13 protein-coding genes are annotated in these 22,027 nt (G+C 71.6%); 10 read left to right on the top strand and 3 right to left on the bottom strand.

Translation table 11 applies throughout. The features are described from left to right. The first annotated feature begins 162 nt into the window (after positions 1 to 162). Positions 163 to 8,418, top strand: coding sequence for a DNRLRE domain-containing protein (locus ACIA5D_RS07515; RefSeq protein ID WP_396029024.1), 8,256 nt, complete (start codon positions 163 to 165; stop codon positions 8,416 to 8,418). A gap of 55 nt (positions 8,419 to 8,473) precedes the next feature. Then, a complete protein-coding gene (locus ACIA5D_RS07520) occupies positions 8,474 to 9,415 on the top strand; it encodes a pentapeptide repeat-containing protein (RefSeq protein WP_396029025.1) in 942 nt (313 codons plus the stop codon). Here the strand turns inward: ACIA5D_RS07520 and ACIA5D_RS07525 are convergent. Beyond that, positions 9,383 to 10,159 (bottom strand): BTAD domain-containing putative transcriptional regulator, encoded by a 777-nt coding sequence (locus ACIA5D_RS07525; RefSeq protein ID WP_396029026.1) that lies wholly within the window; start codon positions 10,157 to 10,159, stop codon positions 9,383 to 9,385. The two genes, ACIA5D_RS07520 and ACIA5D_RS07525, sit on opposite strands and share 33 nt — an antisense overlap. Positions 10,160 to 10,453: 294 nt before the next feature. On the opposite strand from ACIA5D_RS07525, the gene ACIA5D_RS07530 reads away from it, so the two are divergent. Then, positions 10,454 to 11,359, top strand: coding sequence for an NADP-dependent oxidoreductase (locus ACIA5D_RS07530; protein WP_396029027.1), 906 nt, complete (start codon positions 10,454 to 10,456; stop codon positions 11,357 to 11,359). A gap of 286 nt (positions 11,360 to 11,645) precedes the next feature. After that, the gene (locus tag ACIA5D_RS07535) at positions 11,646 to 12,233 is read left to right on the top strand and encodes a hypothetical protein (protein ID WP_396029028.1); all 588 of its coding nucleotides are present in this window, start codon (positions 11,646 to 11,648) and stop codon (positions 12,231 to 12,233) included. 557 nt (positions 12,234 to 12,790) lie between these two features. On the opposite strand, the gene ACIA5D_RS07540 is transcribed toward ACIA5D_RS07535, so the two are convergent. After that, positions 12,791 to 15,148 carry a hypothetical protein gene (locus ACIA5D_RS07540; RefSeq protein WP_396029029.1) on the bottom strand — a complete coding sequence of 786 codons (2,358 nt, stop codon included), beginning with the start codon at positions 15,146 to 15,148 and terminating at the stop codon, positions 12,791 to 12,793. Continuing rightward, positions 15,145 to 16,143, bottom strand: coding sequence for a glycosyltransferase family 2 protein (locus tag ACIA5D_RS07545; protein ID WP_396029030.1), 999 nt, complete (start codon positions 16,141 to 16,143; stop codon positions 15,145 to 15,147). Before ACIA5D_RS07545 ends, ACIA5D_RS07540 begins: the two co-directional genes overlap by 4 nt. 297 nt (positions 16,144 to 16,440) lie before the next feature. Between ACIA5D_RS07545 and ACIA5D_RS07550 the strand changes: the two genes are divergently transcribed. The 6 genes from ACIA5D_RS07550 to ACIA5D_RS07575 are packed head-to-tail and all read left to right on the top strand — an operon-like array spanning position 16,441 to position 22,015. Further along, positions 16,441 to 18,165: a phosphatidylglycerol lysyltransferase domain-containing protein gene (locus ACIA5D_RS07550; RefSeq protein ID WP_396029031.1), complete on the top strand. Its 1,725-nt coding sequence runs from the start codon at positions 16,441 to 16,443 to the stop codon at positions 18,163 to 18,165. Further along, positions 18,162 to 18,812, top strand: coding sequence for a hypothetical protein (locus ACIA5D_RS07555; protein WP_396029032.1), 651 nt, complete (start codon positions 18,162 to 18,164; stop codon positions 18,810 to 18,812). The genes ACIA5D_RS07550 and ACIA5D_RS07555 overlap by 4 nt, the downstream gene beginning before the upstream one ends. Then, positions 18,809 to 19,825, top strand: a complete 1,017-nt coding sequence (locus ACIA5D_RS07560; RefSeq protein WP_396029033.1) for an alpha/beta hydrolase — start codon at positions 18,809 to 18,811, stop codon at positions 19,823 to 19,825. Before ACIA5D_RS07555 ends, ACIA5D_RS07560 begins: the two co-directional genes overlap by 4 nt. After that, a complete protein-coding gene (locus ACIA5D_RS07565) occupies positions 19,822 to 20,511 on the top strand; it encodes an SGNH/GDSL hydrolase family protein (RefSeq protein ID WP_396029034.1) in 690 nt (229 codons plus the stop codon). Before ACIA5D_RS07560 ends, ACIA5D_RS07565 begins: the two co-directional genes overlap by 4 nt. Continuing rightward, a complete protein-coding gene (locus ACIA5D_RS07570; protein ID WP_396029035.1) occupies positions 20,508 to 20,792 on the top strand; it encodes an FCD domain-containing protein in 285 nt (94 codons plus the stop codon). Before ACIA5D_RS07565 ends, ACIA5D_RS07570 begins: the two co-directional genes overlap by 4 nt. Beyond that, positions 20,789 to 22,015 (top strand): MFS transporter, encoded by a 1,227-nt coding sequence (locus ACIA5D_RS07575; RefSeq protein ID WP_396029036.1) that lies wholly within the window; start codon positions 20,789 to 20,791, stop codon positions 22,013 to 22,015. The genes ACIA5D_RS07570 and ACIA5D_RS07575 overlap by 4 nt, the downstream gene beginning before the upstream one ends. Positions 22,016 to 22,027: the final 12 nt, after the last annotated feature.

Consider the following 22,027-nt stretch of genomic DNA (forward strand, 5'->3'; position numbering starts at 1 on the left):
ACCGGAATATATGTCCGCGATATCTCCGAGAGTATCTCGCCCCTCTACGGTCTGTGCTGCCCGCCCTACGGCGCGGGCGCGTCACGTGTGACGCGGGGGCTTTGTCGACACGGAGGTCGCGTGATGGCTCGACGGTATCCTCATGCCCGGATACATCGATGGATGTCGCTTTTATTGGCGCCGGTGCTGGTCGCGGGCGTGCTCTCGCAGCCCGACGTGGCGGCCGCCGCGCCGCGCGGGGGCTCCGGTGTGGACGTCCAGCCGCGCGGCAACGGCGGATGGAAGCCCGCCAAGGCGCCGAAGTCCACGACGGCGGACTACCGCAAGCCCGCCGCCAAGGGCGGCACGCCGCTGCTCCAGCGTGATCCGAAGGCCAAGCGGGTCCGGGAGCTGACCGACCGGCGCACCGCCACCACCTCGTCCTACAAGATGTCCGACGGCAGCGTGCAGCAGGAGGTCTCCGCGCTGCCGGTGCACTACCGCGACGCCAAGGGCGCCTGGCAGCCGATCGACTCCACCGTGCGACCGGTCTCGCACGGCGGGTTCACGGCCGGTGCCGAGGGCAACTCGTTCCGGGCGTACTTCGCGCCGGAAGCGCTCGTTCGCATCGAGCAGGGCTCGGCGTTCCTGCAGGTCAGCGCGGACGGTGCCGGCGCGAAGGCGCCGCGGACGACCGGTTCGGCCGTCTCCTATCCGGACGCCTATCCGGGCACCGACCTGCGCTACCAGGTCGGCCCGGAAGGCGTCAAGGAGTCGATCGTCCTGTCCGGGCCGCCGGCGGCGGGACAGACCTACGCCTACACGATGACCGTGGGCGGCGGCCTGACCCCGAAGCAGGTGTCCGGCGGGGCCATCGAGTTCCGGGCCGGGGAGTCCGGCGCGCCGGTGTTCACCATCCCGGCCCCGTACATGTCGGACACGAAGGCCGACGCGAGCTCGCCCTACGGCAAGGTGTACAGCTCGAAGGTCACGCAGGCGATGACCTTCGACGCGACGGCCGGAACCGTACGCGTCACCGTGACGCCGGACGCCGCGTGGCTGGCCGACAAGAAGCGGGCCTACCCGGCGACCATCGACCCGACCATCGTGGTCGCGCCGACGCCGTCCACCGCGGCCAACACGATGATCCTGGCCGACGGCCCGACGACGAACTACAGCACCTCCTGGCGGCTGTCGGTGGGCACGACCGCCACCGGCGCGGCGCGCACCCTCATCAAGTTCCCGCTGCCGGCGGTCCCGGCCGGGACCACCGTCTCGTCGGCCAACCTGCAGCTGTACTACGACCAGACGTTCACCACCGGCAGCACCGCCGTCGCGATGCAGGCGCTACAGGCCAACGCCGCCTGGAGTCCCGCGACCGCGACCTGGAGCAACGCCAACGCGATCGGCGGCCCGGTGGCCGGAACCGCCACCAAGAAGGCCAACACGCTGGGCGCCTGGGTCGACTTCCCGGTCACCTCGGCGGTGCAGTCCTGGGTGAACGGCAGCCCGAACAACGGATTCGTCCTCAAGGCCACCAGCGAGTCGACGCTCAACCAGGGCGGTCCCCGATTCGAGGGATCGATCTACGCGTACGGCGGCGAGGTCGTCACCTACCCCAAGCTGATCGTCAACTACGGGGTTCCCGGTGTCTCGGTGAACGCGCCGACGGTGATTCACGCGACCGGCGCCGAGCTGTCCTGGCCCGCGTACGCCAACGGCACCGGCGACCAGGCCAACGACATCGCCGAGTACCAGGTGCACCGCAGCGTCTTCCAGACGTTCACCCCCGGCGCCGGCACGCTGGTGTCCCCGGTCGCGGCGACGACCACGAGCTTCGCCGACTCCACCGCGGTGCCCACCCCGGCGGACAGCACCGACCCGTACGGCAACGCGTACTACTACATGACGGTCGTCAAGACCAAGGGCGGCAAGCTCATCGCCGGGCCGACCCAGCTGGTGCGCCTGCCGAAGGCGGGCCGCACGACGATTCTGCTCCCGGCGACGGCCGCGACCACGCTGTCGTCCAGCCAGCCGGCCGCGGTGCTGAACTCCCTGACCGACGGCGGCGTGGCGCAGCCGTGGGTCTCGGTGGGCGACAACTCGTCCACCTACGGCGTCACCCGGTCGGTGTTCGACTTCGGCCAGATCGGCCAGGTCCCGGCCGGCTCCCGGATCGTCGACGCGCACCTGAAGCTGTGGCAGGAGCAGACCACCACGACGAGCACGGGCGCGGTCTACGAGCTGCACGGCCTGACCCGCTCGTTCACCGGCACGCAGGCCACCTGGAACAGCGCGGCGACCGGCACGGGCTGGACCACCGCCGGCGGCGACTTCTCCGCCGCCGCGGCCGGCACCGTCTCGGGGCTCACCAACGACCCGAACCGGCAGACGCTCGACGCCACGTCCATCGTGCAGGGCTGGCTCGGCGCCGCCGGCTCGAACCACGGCCTGATGGTGAAGCTGCGGGGCGAGACGGCTTCGTCGCCGCAGGAGCGCACGGTCTTCGCCGGGCCGAAGACCGCCGAGCCGCGGCTGGCCCCGCAGCTGGTCGTCAGCTACCTGGACCGCTCGGCCGAGGCGACCTACTACGCGCCCTCGACGCCCACCCGGGTCGTGGCCGGCACGACAGTCACGACGCCCGTGACGATCAACAACACCACGGGTACGACGTGGGCGGCCGGCCGTGAGGTCCTGACCTACCACTGGACGCTGCCGGACGGCACCGACATCACCGGATCGGGCAACCAGGCCCGTACGGCGCTGCCGTCCGACCTCGCACCCGGCGGCACCGTGACCCTGAACGCCCAGGTGACCGCGCCCGCCGCGACCAGCGGCAACGAGACCGAGGGCTACGCGCTCGCCTGGGACATGCTCGACACCACCACGGCGACGTACCTCTCGACCGTGGCCTCCGGCGCCGGGTCGCTGCAGCAGCAGGTGAGCGTCGACGCGACCGGCAACAACCAGCTCGGGCTGGAGGACTTCTACCAGTACACGACGACGCCGGCCGGATCGGGCGCGGCGCTCTACACGAACATCTCGTCCGGCAACACGGTCTGGAACTACGACCTGTTCGCCAACCCGTCCCGCGGCTTCACCACGCTGCTGCGGCTGAGCTACAACTCACTGTCCACCTTCGACACCAACACCGGCTTCGGCTGGTCGATGGAGGCGTCCGCGCCGATCCGGGTCGGGCAGCCGATGGAGTTCCACCCCAACCCGCACCCGACCGAGGTGGTCATGGTCGACGGGACGGGCAACGCGCACAAGTGGACCTGGGACGCCACCTCGAGCCAATGGAAGGCGCCGCCGGGCGTCCACCTGTACCTGCAGCAGCTCGTGGACTGCCAGCCCAAGACGGAGAACGCCCGCGCCTGGTCGATGACCCGGCCGGACCGGACGGTCTACTTCTACGACTGCGACGGCTACCCGACCGCGCAGGTCGACGCCAACGGCAACGAGGCGGACTACACGTACTCGTCGCGGCAGTCGCAGAACAAGCCGACCGAGTTCCTGACCTACATCACCGACCCGGTCTCGCGGCAGACGCTGACGGTGACCTACTACGCCAAGGGCGATGCCTACTCGTACGTCGACGGCGCCGGCAACCTCGTCGCGGCCACCAACCTGACCGACCCGCAGATCATCGACCACGTCAAGTCGGTCAGCGACATCTCGGGCCGGACGGTGAACTTCTACTACACCGTCCAGGGCCTGCTCGGCCGGCTCGTGGACGGCGCCGGCGACCCGGCCGCCAAGACCTTCAAGTTCACCTACGACGCGACCCAGGGCATGAAGAACGTCAAGCTGGTCGCGGCCACCGATCCCCGCGGCAACACCAGCCGGATCGCCTACTACCCGCCGTCCTCGGCGTACAAGTGGCTGACCCAGTCGGTGACCGACCGGCTCGGCAAGTCCACGCAGTTCTCCTACCTGGAGCCGGGAACGGTGACCGGCGCCACGCAGCAGACCACGGTGACCGACGCCAACGGGCACGCCTACGTGTTCCAGATCGACGGCGCCGGTCGCATGATCCAGCAGGTCAACCCGCTGAACCAGAAGACAGCGGTGACGTGGGACGGCGACAACAACGTCGCCACGCTGACCGAGAACAACGGCGCGAAGACGACCTGGACCTACGACCAGGACACCGGATATCCGATCAGCGTGACCGACGCGGCCGGCGCCGGCACCGCCCGGTACGCCTACCGGTTCGCCCTCGCCGGGCACGTCGCCGACCTCGTCGACGAGGTGTCGGCGGCCGGCCGGAAGTGGCACTACACCTACGACGCTTACGGCAACATGCTCACCGCCCAGGCCCCGAACGGCACGGCCGCGGGTGCGGGCTTCACGACGACGTACACGTACGACTCGTACGGCAGCCTGCTGGGCGTCACCGACGCGAACAACCACACCACCAACTACAGCTACTACCTGCCCATCCCGGTGACGGTCTACGAGCCCAGCGGGCAGCCGCGCTCGGTCACCGACCCGTCCGGCAGCATCACCCGCATGGCCTACGGGCCGCGCGGCGAGGTGGTGTCGGTGACCGATCCGCTCGGCAGCGCCGCGAGCCAGAACTACGACGTTTTCCTGCGCCCGCTGGACTCCAAGGTCCCCAAGGACCAGGCGGGCGGCGTCTACGTCAGCACGCCGGCGCCGGCCTACGACGCCAACGACAACGTCACCCGGTCGACGGCGGCCAACGGCGCGATCAGCACCGCGGTGTACGACGCGGCCGACCGGACCAGATCCACCACGCTGCCGGCCGACAGCGCCACGGCGGCGGCCCGGGCCATCACCTTCGCCTACGACGCGGTCGGCAACCGGCTCAGCACCACCGAGCCGAACGGCAACGTGCCCGGCGCGGCCGCCGGCTCGTACACCTCGACCGTCGGGTACGACGCGGCCGACCAGCCGACCACCGTCACCGACGCGCTCGGCGGAAGGACGGTCACCGGCTACGACGACGTCGGCAACAAGGTCAGCTTCACCGACCCGCTGAAGAACGTCACCAAGGCCGGGTACGACCTCGACCACCGGCAGATCAGCACCACCGACGCGCAGGGGCGGACCACCGGGGTCACCTACGACGCGGACGGGCTGGTGCTCACCAGCACCGACCAGAACGGGGCCACCTCGTTCACCTCGCTGGACGCCAACGGCCTGGTCACCCAGGTCCAGGTGCCGCACATCCGGCAAGGGACCTCGGTCGTCTACAACACCACCCAGTACAAGTTCGACCAGGTCGGCAACAACACCAGCGTGATCTCGCCCAGGGGTGTCGCCTCCGGGGTCGCGAACGCGAACACCATCACGGCGGAGTACGACGCGAACGACCGGCGCTCCAAGCTCTTCGGGGCGTACGACCCGGCCGCCGCCCACGACTCCACGTACGGCTCGGACAACAAGCCGGAGACCGACTACACGTACGACGCCGCGGGCCGGGTTTCGAAGATCAGCCAGATCACCCGGGTCGTGGGGCTGCCGCAGACCGCCACCACCTCGACGTACTCGTACTTCGACAACGGCTGGATCAAGCGGTCCGCCGACCCGTTCGGCATCGCCACCGACTACGACTACAACCCGCTGGGCCTGCAGACCTCGCGCAAGCTCACGGCCGCCGACGGCACCGCGTCCCGGCAGATGTCCTGGGACTACTACCCGGACGGGAAGCTGGCGTCCTATCGCGACAGCGGGGTGCCCAACGGCTGGCAGTCGCAGATCCTCACCGCCGACGCGGCCAACACGTCGGCCGGGCTCAACTGGGAGGCGGGTCCCAGGGGCGCGGGCTTCCAGGGCTCGACCTACTGGACGAACCCGGGCAGCGGCGGGGACTTCTCCTGGAACCTGACGATCCCGCAGGACGGCAACTACGCGGTCTACGTCTGGTACCCGGCGCGGGACGGGGCGAACCCGGCCGCCCAGTACTCGGTCAACGGCGGCGCTCCGGTCTACATCGACCAGTCCAAGAACGCCGGGACGTGGGTGCGGGTCACCAACCCGGCCAACAACGGGCTGTGGGCGCTCAAGGCGGGCACCGGGCAGAACGTCGTCCTGAAGCCCAACGGCGCGCCGATCGCGGCCGATGCCGTGCGGGTGGTGCGGGACAACGCCGGTGACAGCCAGCCGCTGCCGACCACCGCCGCCTACACGTACGACGCCAACGGCAACCGCATCGACGTCAACGACACCTCGCCGAACGCCCAGTTCGACCACTACCCGGCCACCTTCGACCAACTCGGCCGGCCGACCCAGCTGCTGGAGAAGCTCGGCGACGCGGTCAAGCACACGCTCACCTACGGCTACGACGCCGCGAGCAACCTGCTGACCCAGGCCAACGACACCGACACCAACACCTACGCGTACGACAGCCGCAACGTGCTCACCCAGGTGGTCAACAAGAAGGGCAGCACCGACCCGGGCATCACGACCAAGTTCACGTACACCCCGGCCGGCCAGCGCGAGACGCAGACCAAGGGCAACGGCAACAAGGTCACCTACGCGTACAACCTGGACGGATCGCTGGCCTCGATGGCCGAGCAGACGTCCGGCGGGGCCACGGTGTCCTCGCACCTGATGTCCTACGACCCCAACAACAACGTCACCAGGGACGTCACCTCGCTGCAGAGCGCCGACGACCACAGCGCCCTCGGCCGGACCGTCGACCGCGAGTACAGCCCGAACAACCAGGTCACGAAGGTCACCAACTCCGACGGCAAGAACAACCAGGCGTACGAGTACGACAGCGCCGGCGACATCATCCGGCAGACCATCGACGGCGCGGACGTGTTCTTCGACTACGACCGCGGCCGGGTCTCGTCCTCACTGGGCATCTCGAACTCGCCGGCGAAGGGCGGCTACCAGTACGACACGCTGGGCCGGCTGATCGCGGTCTCCAACCTGGCGGTCCTCGGCACCAACCTCGGCGCCGAGCAGAAGTACAGCTACGACGGCTTCGACAACGTCACGTCGCAGTCCAGCACCACCAGCGACGGCCAGGCCAAGACCGACACCTCCACGTACGACTCGCTCAACCGGGCGGTCACCACCACGACCAGCATCGGCGGCGCCGAGATCGGCCAGGAGAGCTTCGACTACCTGGGCACCACCGACACGGTCGCCAACGAGAAGCGGCTCTACAACTCGGGCGGCACCGGCACCAAGACGTACGACTACGGCCCGTTCGGTGAGCGGCTGGCCCTGCGCGACAGCTTCATGGCCTCCCCGCCGCCGACCGACCAGACCAGCTACTACACGTACAACCCGCACCAGGACGTGGAGGCGCTGACCAACGCGTCCGGCGCGACCACGGCCACGTACGGCTACACCGCCTACGGCGCCAACGACAAGACCCGTACCACCGGCGCCGACAAGGACGGGCTGACGTTCGCGTACAACAGCTACCGGTTCAACTCGGCCCGGATCGCGGTCAGCACCGGCAACCTCGACATGGGGTTCCGCACCTACAACCCGAACATCAACCAGTTCCTGAGCCGGGACGCCTACAACGGCGCGGACGCCGACTCCGGCCTGGCCGGCGGCCGGTACGGCTTCGCCGGCGGCAACCCGATCAGCAACATCGAGATGACCGGCCACGACTGGCTGGCGACCCTCGGATCCATCGCGGCCGGTGTGGGCATCTTCGCCGGCTGCCTGGCCCTCGGTGTCGCCACCGAGGGCGCGGGCCTGATCCTGTGCGGGATCGCCGCCGGCGCCGGCGGCGGTCTCGCCGGGCAGGGCATCAGCTGCGCGCAGGGCGAGGAGGGCGCCTGCTCGCCGGGCGCGTTCGTGCAGGCCGGGGTGGTCGGCGGCATCGTCGGCGGGCTCACCGCCGGCGTCGGGCAGGGCATCGCGGGCGCGCTGCCGCGGGCGTTGCCCGGCTGGGCCTCGCAGGCGATCGTCGGCCTCGGGTCCGGAGCCGCGGGCGGCGCGGCCGACTACGGTCTGACCTGCACCGAGTGCTCGTGGACCGGCCTCGCGACGGCGACCGCCACCGGCGCGGTCCTCGGCGGGGCGATCGGCGCCGGCGCCGGGTTCGCCTACGGCCGGGTCGGGTTCCTCACCCGGCTCGAGAACCGCTACTACGTTTCCAAGATCACCAACCGGCTCGAGAAGATCTTCAACCGTACGGTCGCCGACGTCGACGCCGGACGGGTGCCGCTCAACCGCTGGGAGCGTAACCAGCAGGCCGCGATGCCGAGGGCGGCCCGCGGCAACGCCATCGACCGGGTCACCAAGGAACGGGTGGCACGCGACCGGTACCTCAGGACCCGGGTCTTCATGGCGCGGAACTGGCCACCCGAGCCGCTGCCCGACTTCTTCAACCCGCACCTGAACACCTGGTGGGACATGACGACCCCCGGCCAGTGGGCCGCTCATGTCGGGCTCTACACCGGCCGCTTCGGCACCGGGATACACCTGAACACCAACTGATCGAGGTGGGGTGGGATGCTCGGACCGTCCGGGCATCCCACCCCGAGGAGTGTTGATGGGACATCGAGAGCGCTGGCTGTCCGCCGACGGGCAGCGGACCGCGGCGAAGGTGCTGCGGCGGCTGCGCTGGGGGCGGTCGCTGGAGGGCCTCGGCCTGCCGACCGTCGGGGGACGGCTCGACCTGCGCGGCTTCGCGCTGCCCGAGCCCGACTTCACGCCGGTGCGGGCGGCCGGCATGACCGTCGAGGTCGCCTCCGGGAAGCTGCCCGAATTCCGCAAACTGCGCCTGCGCGGCGTCGACCTGACCGGGTCGCGGCTGCGGCACCTCCGGCTGACCGACGCCCGCCTCGAGGACTGCCTGCTGCGCGAGGCCGACCTCACCGACCTGCGCGCCTGGCGGTGCTGGTTCGACAACTGCGACCTCGCCGGGGCCGACATCACCGACGCCGTCCTCAGCGCCCGCCACCGTGGCGCCGGCACCACCTGGCGCAACTGCTCGTTCGAGAGCCCGGCGCTCGACGGCATCAGCGCCGAGGGAGCGGAGTTCCAGGGGTGCGCCTTCGAGCGCGTGGCGATGACCAGCGTGGTGTTCGACGGGTGCGGCTTCACGGACTGCCGGGTCACCGGCTCGCTGGTGAACGTCACCTTCAGCGGCTCCAACCCGCCGCGCGGCGCGAAACCGGCGACGATGACCAATTTCGACCTGCGCGACTGCCGGCTCACCGACGTCGACTTCATGGGGCTGCGGCTGGCCGGGGTCCTATTGCCGCCGCAGGAGTCGGTCGTGGTGCTGCCGCACGCCGGAAAGCTGCTCGACGCGATCCGGTCCGCGATTGCCGGCAATCCCGAGTACCGATACCTCAATTTCTGGGTCGACTACCGGATCAAACACCACGAGGCCGACGACGACCTCTATCTGGACTACGACGAAATTCGCCAGAACGCGGACGAGCGCAGCGTGACGCTACTGCGGGAGGTGATCTCCCGGGTGTCCTGAGCCGCCCAGGCGCGGCGACCGTTCCAGCATCGCCTGGTGCAGGGCGATCAGCTCGGCGCCCGGATCCACCCCGAGCTGCCGGCGCAGAACCTCGTGCGCCTCACGGTAGGCCCCGAGCGCGGCGCCCAGATCGCCCGCCCGGTAGAGCGCCAGCATCAGCTGCGCCCAGGCCCGCTCGCGCAGCGGGTGCCCCGCGAGATGTTCGCGCAGCAGAGATACGAGATCGCCGGCGTGACCGAGCGTCAGCCGTACCTCGGCCAGGTCCTCGACCACCTGGAGCCGATGCTGATTCAGACCCTGGAGGCGCTGCTCGAGCTCCGTGCCGCGGGCGACGCCGTCTCCCGCCGGCCCGCGCCACAGCCGCAGCGACGCGGCCAGCTCGGGCTCGGCGCGGGCGGGGTCGCCGGCCCGGATGGCCTGCCGGCCGCTCTCGGCGAGCGCCTGGAACTCGGTCAGGTCCAGCTCGTCCGCGTTGAGGACGAGCTGATAGGCCTGGTGCCGGGAGACGATCCGCGCCCGGAGCACCCGGCGCAGCATGACGATGTGGTTGCGGATGTTCGCCACGGCCGAGGCCGGTGGGGTCTCGGCCCAGAGCAGCGTGGTGAGGCGGCTCAGCGGCACCGGCCGGTTGCGCTCGAGGGCCAGGGCCGCGAGCAGCGCCCGCCGCTTGGCCGGTCCCAGATTGACCTCGGCGCCGTCGGTCCAGAGCTCCACCGGCCCCAGAATGCGCACGCTGATCGACATCGATCGCCTCCCCCGTTGATCGGCACAAAGGGTAGGAGGCCGATTCCGCGGGATCAACGCAATGCCGTGCATTTCGATGGTGAGGAATATTAACCGCTCAAGACCGCTCCGGCAGTAACAAATCGACCCCCCGGAGCGCTCTTCGCATTCCGTTGCCGTCATCTGAGAAAGAGGCCGTCGGTTCGCGGGCGGGTTCGACACTGAGTTCATCGACGGGATCGACAGCCACCTGCGCTGAACGGGCCCCCGGCTGTCCACATTGCTCGTACGATGTCGGTAACAGGGGAGGCGTCTATGCGTGCCGCCGTGGTCACCGCGTTGGGCGGGCCGGAAGTCCTCAAGATCGTCGAGCTGCCCGACCCCGTGCCCGCCGCGGGCGAAGTGCTGGTGCGGGTCCGCGCGGTCTGTGTGCATCCCGCCGACGTCGCCGCGCGGGTGGGGCAGATTCCCGGTGGCCCGGTGCCGCCGCCTTTCCTGGCCGGCTGGGACATCGCCGGCGAGGTGGTCGCGGCCGGCGCCGACGTCGCCGGCCTCGCCGTGGGCGACCGGGTCGCGGGGATGATCCCGTGGTACCTGACCCGGGGAAAGGTCGGTGGCTACGCCGAGCTCGTGGCCGCGGACGCCGAGTGGCTGGTGCCGTTGCCGGCCGATCTCGACCCGGTAGTCGCGGCGACCGTGCCGCTCAACGCGCTCACGGCCCGCCGGGCGCTCGACATCATGGCCCTGGCCGAGCCGGCCACCGTGCTGGTGACGGGGGCGAGCGGCGGCGTGGGCGGTTTCGCGGCCCAGCTGGCGGCACAGGCCGGGCACACCGTGCTGGCCTCGGCCACGTACGACGACGAGGAATGGGTGCGCGGCCTGGGCGTCGGCGCCGCGATCCCGCGATCGGCCGGCCTGAGCCCGGCGCCGGCCGTCCTCGACGCGGTGCCGATGGGCGAGCCGGCCGCGGCGGCGGTCGCCGACGGTGGCGTGCTGGTGAGCACCCGCCCGATCCCGCCGGTCGACCCGGCCCGCGAGGTGCGCCAGGAGCTGGTGCTGGTGAGCCTCGACCGCCCCGCGCTGCGTCAGCTCATCGAGGCGGTGGCCGAGGGCCGGCTGCGCACCCGGGTGGCGGCGACCTTCCCGCTGGCGGAGGCGGCCGAAGCCCACCGGCGCTTCGAGTCCGGCCACCTCCGCGGCAAGATCGTCCTGATCCCCTAGACACAGGGCCGGCGACCGCGGTGAAGAACCGCCCCGAACGCACGCGATACCGGGATGGCTTCGTTCGTGAGAACGGGGCCCGAATGAGCGTCTCCTTCGGGCCCAGGGGGTCGGTGTCGTTCAGCAAGTCTGCCCGGATCGCGGGGTGGCTTCCGGGTGCTACGCGGCCGCCACCCGCATCCGCACCAGTTTGTGTCCGGCGATGGCCGGAGACCCTCGCCGCCGCTCTTCGCCATGATCGAACCCTAGCCGCGGGCTTCAGCGTCGCTTCAGCGCCGTGTCAGCGGTGGCGGCCACGCTGGTGGCGATCGGCGTGCACGGGGCGCGCCGCGGTCCCCGAGGTGAGACAGGTATGGGTATCGGCACTTTACGCAGGACGTTCGCGGCGGCTCTGTTCGCGGCCGCACTTGTCGCGGCGAGCGGTACGGCGGCATCCGCCGCCGCGCCGTCGCCGTCGCTGGTCGAAGGCTGCTTCTTCTCCGGGTCGACACGCATCTGCAACGTCAACGAACCCGTCGTCAACGAGCCGTCGTCGGTGTACAACATCCAGTTCAATGCCGGCGACCGCGTGACGGTCAACGCCGGCGGCTGCGTGCAGACGGGCGGGCGCGGCAAGACCTGGAAGCGCTACGTCGACCCGTCGTCGAGCAACGGCCTTTACCACGGCACCATGTTCCTGCCCGGCGTCACGAGCGGCCTGACGGAACTCCGCTTCCTGGTTGGCAATACATATACGCTCACCGCCGGAGGCTCGCTCTTCCTCGGGTACGAGGACGACAACTACACCGACAACGGCTACTACTCGCACGACGACGGCACGAACGACCAGTGCAAGAACGTCGGCAACGCGTTCTTGAGCCTCACCATCAACTGACCCGGATCGGTGGTGGAGGATCACCACGCGCGGGCGCCGGGCGGGATCCGCTTTCCGGGTCTCGCCCGGCCGCAAGCTGCCGGTGGCCAGCCAGGCCGCCTTTCGCCTCGAGGATGCGGTTCACCCAGTCGATGGTCGACGCGGCGTCGCGCGCGGGCTAGACCGTGAAGACAGTGGCCGTACTTGTTGCTGAAGTAGCGGGCCTCATTGGCCCCGCTGACCGGCGAGCGCGGCCGCGACCGGCGACGACTCCAGGCCGACGGTCGCCACGGAGCTGGCGGACTCATCGGCGGCTACCGTGGCGCCCGACTCCAGACCCGCCTACCGGAACGGGCGCTGCGTCCGGCGAACAAGGCCTGGGCCCCAAACTCGCGCTCAAGCGGGACCACTATCAGCGCTCAATACCACCGGGACCTGGCGACCCTTGGCCCTCGGGGGCCCGCGGCCGGCCCGGCGCACCATCCCGCCAGCTCACTTTGTGGGTGGGGACGTGCGGTGTCGCGGTGTCCGGGCCGGGACGTCGCGGCGCCGGGCCCGGACACCGAATGGGTCTCTAATTAGCCGTTGTCGCGGACCTCGTAGACGGTGATGTCGCCGGCTCGGAAGCGTGGCTCGGCGAACTGCGCCAGGCTGGGGTTCGCGTGCAGATTGTTCTTCACCCCGCGGGCCGGGTTGGGCATCGTGCCGACCGCGACCAGCCAGCGAATGTGATGCGACCGGGTGAAGGCGGCCACGTTCGCCGTGGTGGGGTGGTAGAAGATCTCGTCGTTCGCGGCCAGCAGGGCCGGGTCCCAGAACGGGCTGCCGGCGAGGGTGTAGTCCCAGAGCCCGCCGGAGGCGAAGGCGGGCTCGGTGTAGCTCCAGCCCTCCAGCAGCACCTGCCGCTCCGAGTAGCCGGCCAGCCAGAAGTCCCGGCTGTCGCAGCCGTTGCCGCCGAACCGGCAGTGGCTGTTGGTGGCCACGCGGTCGCCCGGGGCGGAGTGGTCACGCAGCCAGCGCCCGGCCTCAGCCGCCCCGGCCGGCATGACGGCCGCGGTCGCCGGGTAGCGGTTCGCGTGGCCGGCGGTCGCGTCCGGCCAGAGCTCGCGGGCACCGAGCAGGCCGGTGGCGATGGAGGCGGTCAGGAACGGGACCACCATCACCGCGGCGGTGCGCCGCCGGCCGAGCTGGGTCTGCCGGCCGATGACGGCCAGCGCCGCCGCCAGCACGACCAGGACCGCGGTCAGCAGCAGGTAGGGACCCACCGCGTGCAGCGTCGACCAGGTCGCGGGGCCGGGCGGCCGGGGCCGGCCGGCGGTGAACTGGACGGCGAGCAGGGCGGCGACGCCGAGCACGGCCGCGGCGGCGGTCAGCCGGGCGAACCAGCGTGGCGCCCGCCCACCGGCCGGCACCAGCGCGGCGAGCCCGACGGCGGAGAGCACGGCCAGGAACGGGCTGGCGGAGCGGGCGAAGTAGCCCTGGCTCAGGCCGGGGTGCGCGAAGACCCAGGTCGCGACCGTGCCGGACAGCCCGATACCGAGCAGTACGTGCACCATCGGGTCCCAGCGGAAGGTGCGCCGGGCGAGGGCGGCCAGGCCGGCCCAGCTGATCGCCATGGCGAGCACGGCGGTGGCGGCGAGCGCGAACAGGGCCGCCTCGTGGTTGACCGGCCGGGGGCCGCCGAAGACTGCCCAGCCCAGGATCGTCCACTTGACCGTCTGCAAGGGGTCCACGACCATGCCCTGCGCCCCGCCGCTGTAGAGCACGAGCTGGGCGAAGGCGAACCAGACCAGAGTGATCGCCAGCGCGATCGCCTCGGCGCCGAGCTTGCGGGTGCGCAACAACCGCACCCCGACGGCCAGCGCCAGGCCGCACAGCAGGACCGGCAGGAACGTCGCCTTGGCCCCGGCCATCGCGCCGGTCAGCACGGCGTACGTGCCCCAGGCCACCAGCCGGTTCGGCTCCTTCCGGCCGGGGACGAGCAGGCCGGCCAGCACGTACAGGGCGGCGGCGCAGAGCAGCACCGCGTACGACTGGGTGGGGCTCTGCCAGAAATGCTCGGTGATGACGCCGTTGTACATCGGCCGGTCGCCCCACGCGTACGGCGAGATCGCCGTGCCCGCGAGTGCGAGCACCACCGCGAGCGCGCCCGCCCACCAGCGACCCGACAGCCGGTGCGCCAGGGCCACCAGGAGCAGCAGGAACGCCGCGATCATCGGCACCACGAGCAGGCGCAGGATCAGCATCTCGGGTTCGATCCCGGTGATCCAGCTGGCCGCGGCGCCGTGCGGGTAGACGTACCAGTGGTAGCTGAGCCCGACGCCGTCCACGAACGGCATGTCCAGCCGCACGCCGTTCTTGAACAGGCCCACCAGGGCGAACTGGAACGGGAAGTCGAGGATCATGGAGAGCCGGTGCGGGTCGGTCGGCGCGGTGCTGCGGAAGGTGAGCGCCATGGCCCGGCCCATGCAGTAGAGCATCCCGGCCGCTACCGTCCAGGAGACGCCGACCGGCATGCGCAGGCCGGTCCCGCGCCAGTGCCGGCGCAGCGAGGGCACGGCCGCGAACAGGACCAGCGTGAGGATGGGCCAGGCGAGCACCGCGAGCGGCACGCCGCACGCGCGCGCCACCAGGTAGACCGGCAGCTCGACGACGAAGCCGACGACCGTGCCGAACGCGGCGTCGAGGGCCAGGACCCCGGCGCCGCCGCGCAGCGCGCGCCAGATCAGCGTCCCGGGCAGAGTGCCGGCCAGCAGCGTGTAGGCGGCGAACTTGATCAGATCGCCGGCCGGGACGTCGTAGTAGAGAAGGCTGGCCGCCGTGCCGGCCAGCGCCACCACGAACGGCAGCCAGCCGGGCGAGAGCCAGTGCCGGCGGCCGGGCGCCGCCGCCTGTTCGGGAGCCTCCACGGGCCGGTCAGCCGTGCTGATGGTCATCGGTGGCTGGCCAGCTCGATGTCTTCCACCGATGGGGCGGTCTCATCGGCGGTGTCCATCGCGACGAGGTACTGCGGCCGCTTCTGGACGGCCGCGTAGATGCGCCCGATGTACTCGCCGAGCAGGCCGAGGCAGATCAGCTGGATGCCGCCGAGCAGCAGCACGGCGATGTACAGCGACGTCCAGCCGGGGACGACGGCGCCGAAGCCCCACGCCACCAGGCCGCTGACAATCAGCGCGAGACAGAGGAAGAAGGCCAGGATGCCGAGCCACGTGGCGATCCGCAGCGGCGTCGCCGAGAAGCTGGTGACGCTGTCCAGGGTCAGCTTGATCATCTTGCTGAGCGGATACTTGGTCTCGCCGGCGACCCGCTCGGCCCGGACATAGGTCACCTCGGCCGAGGAGAAGCCGAGCGACGGCACCACCAGGCGGTAGACGGGCCGCTGCTCGGGCAGGTCGTTGAGCACGTCGACCACGGCCCGGCTCATCAGCCGGAAGTCGCCGGCCTGGTCGCTCACCCACGAGCCGACCAGGCGCCGCATCGTCCAGTAGTAGATGCCGGCGGTGCGCCGTTTGAAGACCGTGTCGGAGCTGCGGTCGTTGCGCACGCCGTAGACGACGTCGACCCCCTGCTCGCGGGCGGCGGCCAGCATCTCGCCGATCGTCTCGGGCGGGTCCTGCAGGTCGGCGTCGATGCTGACCACATAGTCGCCGCCGGCCGAGCGCAGGCCGGCGGCGAGCGCCGTCTGGTGGCCGACATTGCGGCGCAGCGACACCACGCGCAGCTCGGGCCAGTCGGCGCGCAGCTGCAGCAGCCGGGCGACGGTCGCGTCGCTGCTGCCGTCGTCGACGGCGACGACCTCGTAGGCCACGGCGAGACCGTCGAGGACCGGCCGCAGGCGCGCGACGAAGTGGTCGACCGCCTCGCGTTCGTTGTACATCGGGGTCACCACCGAGAGGGTCAACGGCGACACCAGGGGCTGCGGCACTGTCATCTCTTCCTTCTGCGCGGCACACGACGGAGCAGATCGGCACGCGAGCGGCGTTCGCCCCACAGCCGAGCGCCGTTCACCTGTGCCTCGGGCGGGAAGAGTAGCCGAATCGCCGCTTCCGGCGCAGCCGGGAGGGAGATGTTCGGGTGACGAAAGGGCCTATTCCGGGTGAATACTCTTCCCGCGCGGGTTGCGGAAACGGCCATCCTGTTCGTGCCGATCGACACCGCGGAGAAAGCACACAGCGAAGAGGCAGGAAGTTGTCGAGCGGTCCACAGCCTGCGCACAGAAGATGACCCCATGATGCAAAGCCCGGTGGCCCGGCCGCCGCTTTCGCGACGGGCCATCGCCCGGCTGGTTCAGCTGGCCGGTCTGTTCGACATCGTCACCGCGATCGCGCCGCACCGGCACGGCCGCATGGCCATGGTCGCGGAATTCGTGCCGGCGGCCGGCGTCCTCACCGCCCATGCCGCCACCGTCGTGGCCGGCATGCTTCTCGTCTACCTCGGGGCCGGCCTGCGCCGCGGTAAGCGGCAGGCCTGGCAGGTCGCGGTCGGGCTGACCGCGGCGTCGATCGCGTTGCACATGGTGAAGGGGTTCGACGTCGCGGCGGCCGGCGTCGCAGCGGTCATGCTGATTCTGCTGCTCGGCGCGCGCGACCGCTTCACCACGATCGCCGATCCGCGCAGCCGGTGGCGGGCGCTCACCGCGCTGGCGGGATTCGCCGCCGCCGGTTTCGTCCTCGGCTTCCTCGAGATCGCGATCCGGGCGAATCGGCTGGACGGCTCGCCGGGCGTTCTCGACTGGGCGAAGGAGGCGGCGCTGGGGCTGATCGGCCTCGACGGGCCGGTCAACTTCCGTTACGAGCTCGGCGCCGACGCGGTGGCCTACACGACGGGAGCGTGCGGGCTGCTGGCCGGCGGCGTCGCGCTGGTGATTCTCCTGCGGCCGGGCTCACGCCGGCCGCAGCGCGGTGGCGAGGGCGAGGAGCGTCTGCGTGAGCTCCTTCATCGGTACGGCGGCGCCGACTCGCTCGGCTATTTCGCGCTTCGCGCCGACAAGTCGCTGATCTGGGCGCCGAACCAGGCCGCCGCGGTGGCGTACCGGGTCGTCAACGGCGTCAGCCTGGCCGCCGGCGATCCGGTCGGGCCCGAGTCGGCCTGGCCCGAGGCGATCGGGGCCTGGCTGGCGGACGCCGACCGGCACGGGTGGACGCCGGCGGTGCTGGCCTGCGGCAACGCGGCCGGCAAGGCGTACCGGAAATGGGGTCTGGACGTCGTCGAGCTCGGCGACGAAGCCGTGGTGGAGACCTCATTGTTCTCGTTGAGCGGCCGGCCGATGAGGGGCGTGCGGCAGGCGGTCAACCGCATGCGGCGCGCCGGCTATCACTGCCGCATCGCCCGGCAGCGTGACCTCACGCCGGGCGACCTGGACGACGCGATCCGGGCGGCCGAGACGTTCCGGGACGGGCCGGTGGAGCGCGGCTTCTCGATGGCGCTCTCCCGGCTCGGCGACCCCGGCGACGGGGACTGCCTGCTGGTGTTCTGCCACGACGAGCACGGGACGCTGCGAGGGCTGCTCCAGTTCGTGCCGTGGGGGAGCGACGGGCTCTCGCTCGACCTGATGCGCGGCGACCGGACGGCGGACAACGGGCTCACCGAGCTGATGATCGTGTCGGTGCTGGAGAAGGCGCCGGCTCTCGGCGTACGCAAGGTGTCGTTGAATTTCGCGGTTCTGAGATCGGTTTTCGCCCGCGCGGAGGAATTGGGGGCCGGGCCCGTTCTGCGGCTTTGGCACCGGTTGCTCATGATGGCATCGCGGATGTGGCAGATCGAGTCGCTGTACCGCTCGAATGCGAAATATCAGCCCTTGTGGCGACCGCGGTACCTCTGCTTCCCGGCCGCGCGTGACCTGCCCCGGATCGCGGTGGCGGCGCTGACGGCCGAGGCGTTCCTGCCCGAGCCCCGCCTGCCGCGCCTGCCCCGCCGGCGCCGGCCGGGTGATCGGGTCGAGGTGGCGGCGTGAGCCTCACCGGGCTGCCGCTGCTCGTGCTCGCGGCGCTGACGACAGCGATCGCCGGCACCCTCACGGTGTGGCGGTGGGGGCGCATCCGGGTCGGCGGGCGCTTCGCCGGGGTGCTGCTGCTCGAGGCGCTCACCGTTGTCACCGCCGGGCTGGCCGTCAACCGGCAGGAGCAGTTATATCCGTCGTGGCAGGCGCTGCGCGGCGACACCGGGACGAAGGTGGAGACCGCGCGGGTGCCCGCCGGGCTGCTCGACGATCACCTCCCGCCCGGGCCGTTCGCGTGGCGCCCGCCGGAGCTGGCCGCCTGGCGCCTGGCCGCGCCGCCGACCGTGCGGCTGCCGGCCGGCTATCGGGACCGGCCCGGCGTCACGTTCCCGGTCGTGCTGGTCTTCGGTGCGACCGCGCCGCGTACCCCCTCGGCGGTGACCGTGACCGTCGCACCCACCTCGCACACGACCGCTCCTGCCCTGCGCACCCTGCCCACCGCGCTCCGGCACGACCTGCGGGTGACCGCCACGGGCTGGGATGTCGTGGGCGGTGGCGCGCTGGGCAACGCGTTCGTGGCCGACCGGGTCGCGACGCGTTTGCGTTCCCCCGACGAAATGCCGCCGGCCCTGGCCGCCCCGCTGAGGTTGCCGGCATCATGACCGTCTATCTCGCGCTGGCGGCCGTGCTGCTGACCGCCGCACTGCTCGCGTCCTGCTGGAGCCGGCCGCTCTGGAGCCGGCCGCGCTCAAGCCGGCCGCACTCAAGCCGGCCGCACTCGAGCCGGCTGCGGTGGGCCGGGCGCTCGGGCCTGGTCCTCGCCTGCGTGCTCAGCGTCGTCACCGCGGCGGCTTTGCAGGTCAACGAACTGGTCCAGGCGTACCCGGCGAGCGCCCCGCCGCCGCCGTCCGCCACCTCCGGCAGCCGGATGCTCACCGTCTCGGTGCCGGGCAAGGCGAGCGGCCTGACCCTTCAGATGTACGTCTACCTGCCCGCCGCCTACCGCACGGGCGCCGGCCGTTACCCGGTGATCGAGGCGCTGCACGGCTACCCCGGCTCGCCGCAGACCTGGCTGCGGCGGCTGCACGTGCAGTCGTACCTCGACCAGGAGATCGCGGCCGGGCGGATGGCGCCCACCATCGTCCTGTTTCCCTATCAGACGCCGCGGCGGTTGCTCGACACCGAATGCACGAACCTGCGCAACGGGCCGCCGGCCGAGACTTTCCTGACCGTGGACGTGCCCGCCTACGCTCGCGAGCACTACCGGGTGCGCGCCGGCGGGGCGGCGTGGGGGCTGACGGGGTATTCGGCGGGAGGGTTCTGCTCGATCGACCTCCTGCTGCGGCATCCCACCCGATACGCGGCGGCCGCGTCGATGTCGGGCTACGCCTCACCGGGCATCGCCATCGGCGACGGGTCGGAGAGGACGACCAACAATCCCGGCTGGCGTTTACGGCGTCTTCCGCAGCCCGCGGTTTCGCTGTGGCTCGGCTGGGCGGCCGACGACAAGCAGTCGGCGCGCGATTCCCGCCGCCTTTGCTCGGAAAGCCGAGCGCCGCTTTCGGTGACCACCGCGGTCGTCGCGCACGGCGGGCACAGCGACGCGGTGTGGATCCAGATGGAGCCGCCCGCCTTCGACTGGCTCTCGGCCCATCTGGCCAGGCCGTTGCCGTGAGGCGCCTGATCGTCCTGCTCGCGCTGCTGCTCGCCGCCTGCGCTCCGCGGGCCAGCCTTACGTCGGCCCGCACGGTGGTCACCCTGGGCGATTCGGTCCCGGCCGGCACGGCCTGCGGCTGCGAGCCATTCCCTTCCCTGTACGCCGACGCGCAGCACGCGATCTCGGTGAATCTCGCGTCTCCCGGCTCGACGTCCGCCGACGTGCGGGCGGCCGTTCCCGCCGACCGGGATGTGCTGTCGTCGGCAACCGAGGTGATCATCATGACCGGGGCCAACGACATGGCCTCCTCGGTCGGCCGGCCGTCGCGGTACGCCTCGGGCGCCGCGGCGATCCGGTCCAATGTGGCGGACGCGGTGACCGCGGTCGAGCGGATCCACCGCATGCCGGTGATCGTGCTCGGCTACTGGAACGTCGTGCTGGACGGCCAGGTGGGCGCCGCCCAGTACGGTCCCTCCGGGGTCCGCGACGCGGCGGCGGCCACCGCCGCGGTCAACGAGGCCCTGCGAGCCGCCGCCGCCCGGGCGGGCGCCACCTACGTCTCCACGTCGACGGCCTTTCACGGTGACGACGGCAGCCACGACCCCACCGGCCTGCTCGCGCCCGACGGCGATCACCCGAACGCGGCCGGCCACGCGGCGATCGCCGCCCTGCTCCCGCCGCTGTCGTCCGGACGCTCAGAATGACTGCGTACGCGGCGGCCGACATCGCCTTTCATCAGCTGCTGCTGGAGACCTCCGGCAACGCGCTGCTCACCGAGCTCTACCGCGGCACCGGCGGCAACGAGCAGGCGCTGCTGCACCTGAACTCGCCCGACGTCGACTGGCCCGCGACCGTGCCCGGGCTCGCCGAGATCGACGCCGCGCACGCCGCCATCGTCGATGCCGTCATCGCCGGCGATCCCGAAGCCGCGGCGGCCGCGGCCGAGCACACCGTGCGGCTCGCCCACGAGCAGGCCGGCCTGTGACCACGGTCGAGCGGCCCGCCGGCGCGCTGCGCCCCGCCCTGGTGCTGGCCGGACTGCTGCTGGTGGCCGCCAACCTGCGCGCCGGCATCACCACCGTCGGCCCGGTGCTCGAAGAGATCCAGCGCGACCTCGGCCTGTCCTCGCTGACCGCGTCCGTACTGATCAGCCTGCCGCTGGTCGCGTTCGCCGTCGTCTCGCCGGTCGCGCCGGCCCTGGCCCGCCGCCTGGGCCTGGAACGCGCGCTGGGCGGCGGCCTGGCGGTCCTGGCCGTCGGCCTGGTCGTCCGCTCGCTGCCCGGCCAGGCGCTGCTGTGGGCCGGGACGGCGCTGCTGGGCGTGGCGATCGCCGTGCTCAACGTGGTCCTGCCGGCGCTGGTCAAACGCGACTTCCCGGGCCGGATCGGGCCGGTCACCGGGGCGTACTCGGCCGTGCAGTCCAGCTTCGCGGCGCTCGCGGCCGGCGCCGCCGTCCCGGTTGCCGCCTGGACCTCGGTGGGCTGGCGGCTGCCGCTGGGCATGTGGGCCGGGCTGGCGCTGATCGGGCTCGCGGTCCTGGCCCCGCAGCTGCGCCGGCACACCGTCGTGCCCGCCGCCCCGGCCGCCCCGGCCGCCCCGGCCGCCCCGGCCGCCCCGGGCGCCGGAGCGGCGCGGGCGCCGTGGCGTTCCGCGCTCGCCTGGCAGATCACCGTGTTCATGGCGCTCCAGTCGACCGGCTACTACATCTTCATCACGTGGCTGCCGTCCATCGAGAGCGCGGCCGGCATCAGCCCGACCGCCGCCGGCGTGCACCAGCTGCTGCTGAACGGCTTCGGCATCGCGGGCAGCATCACCTGCTCGGCGCTGATCGGGCACTTCCGCGACCAGCGGCTGCTGGGCGTGGTCGCCCCGCTGCTGTTCATGTCCGCGGCGATCGGGATCCTGGTGGCGCCGGAGCACAGCGCGGTGTGGAGCAGCATGGCGGGCACCGCCGGCGGCGCCAGCATCGTCCTGGCGCTGTCGTTCTTCGGCCTGCGCACCGCGCACCACGGCCAGGCGGCGGCGCTGTCGGGGATGGCGCAGTCGATCGGCTACCTGGTGGCCGCGGCGGGCCCGATCGCGGTCGGCGCGCTGCACGACGCGACCGGCTCGTGGACGCCGGCGCTGGTCACGGTGATCGTCATGGACGTGGCGCTCGTCGGGTTCGGCTACCTGGCCGGCCGCGACCGGGTCGTCGCCCCCGGCTGAGGCGCCTTCGGC

Source organism: Actinoplanes sp. NPDC051513 (genome assembly GCF_044454685.1).
Taxonomy (GTDB): Bacteria; Actinomycetota; Actinomycetes; order Mycobacteriales; family Micromonosporaceae; genus Actinoplanes.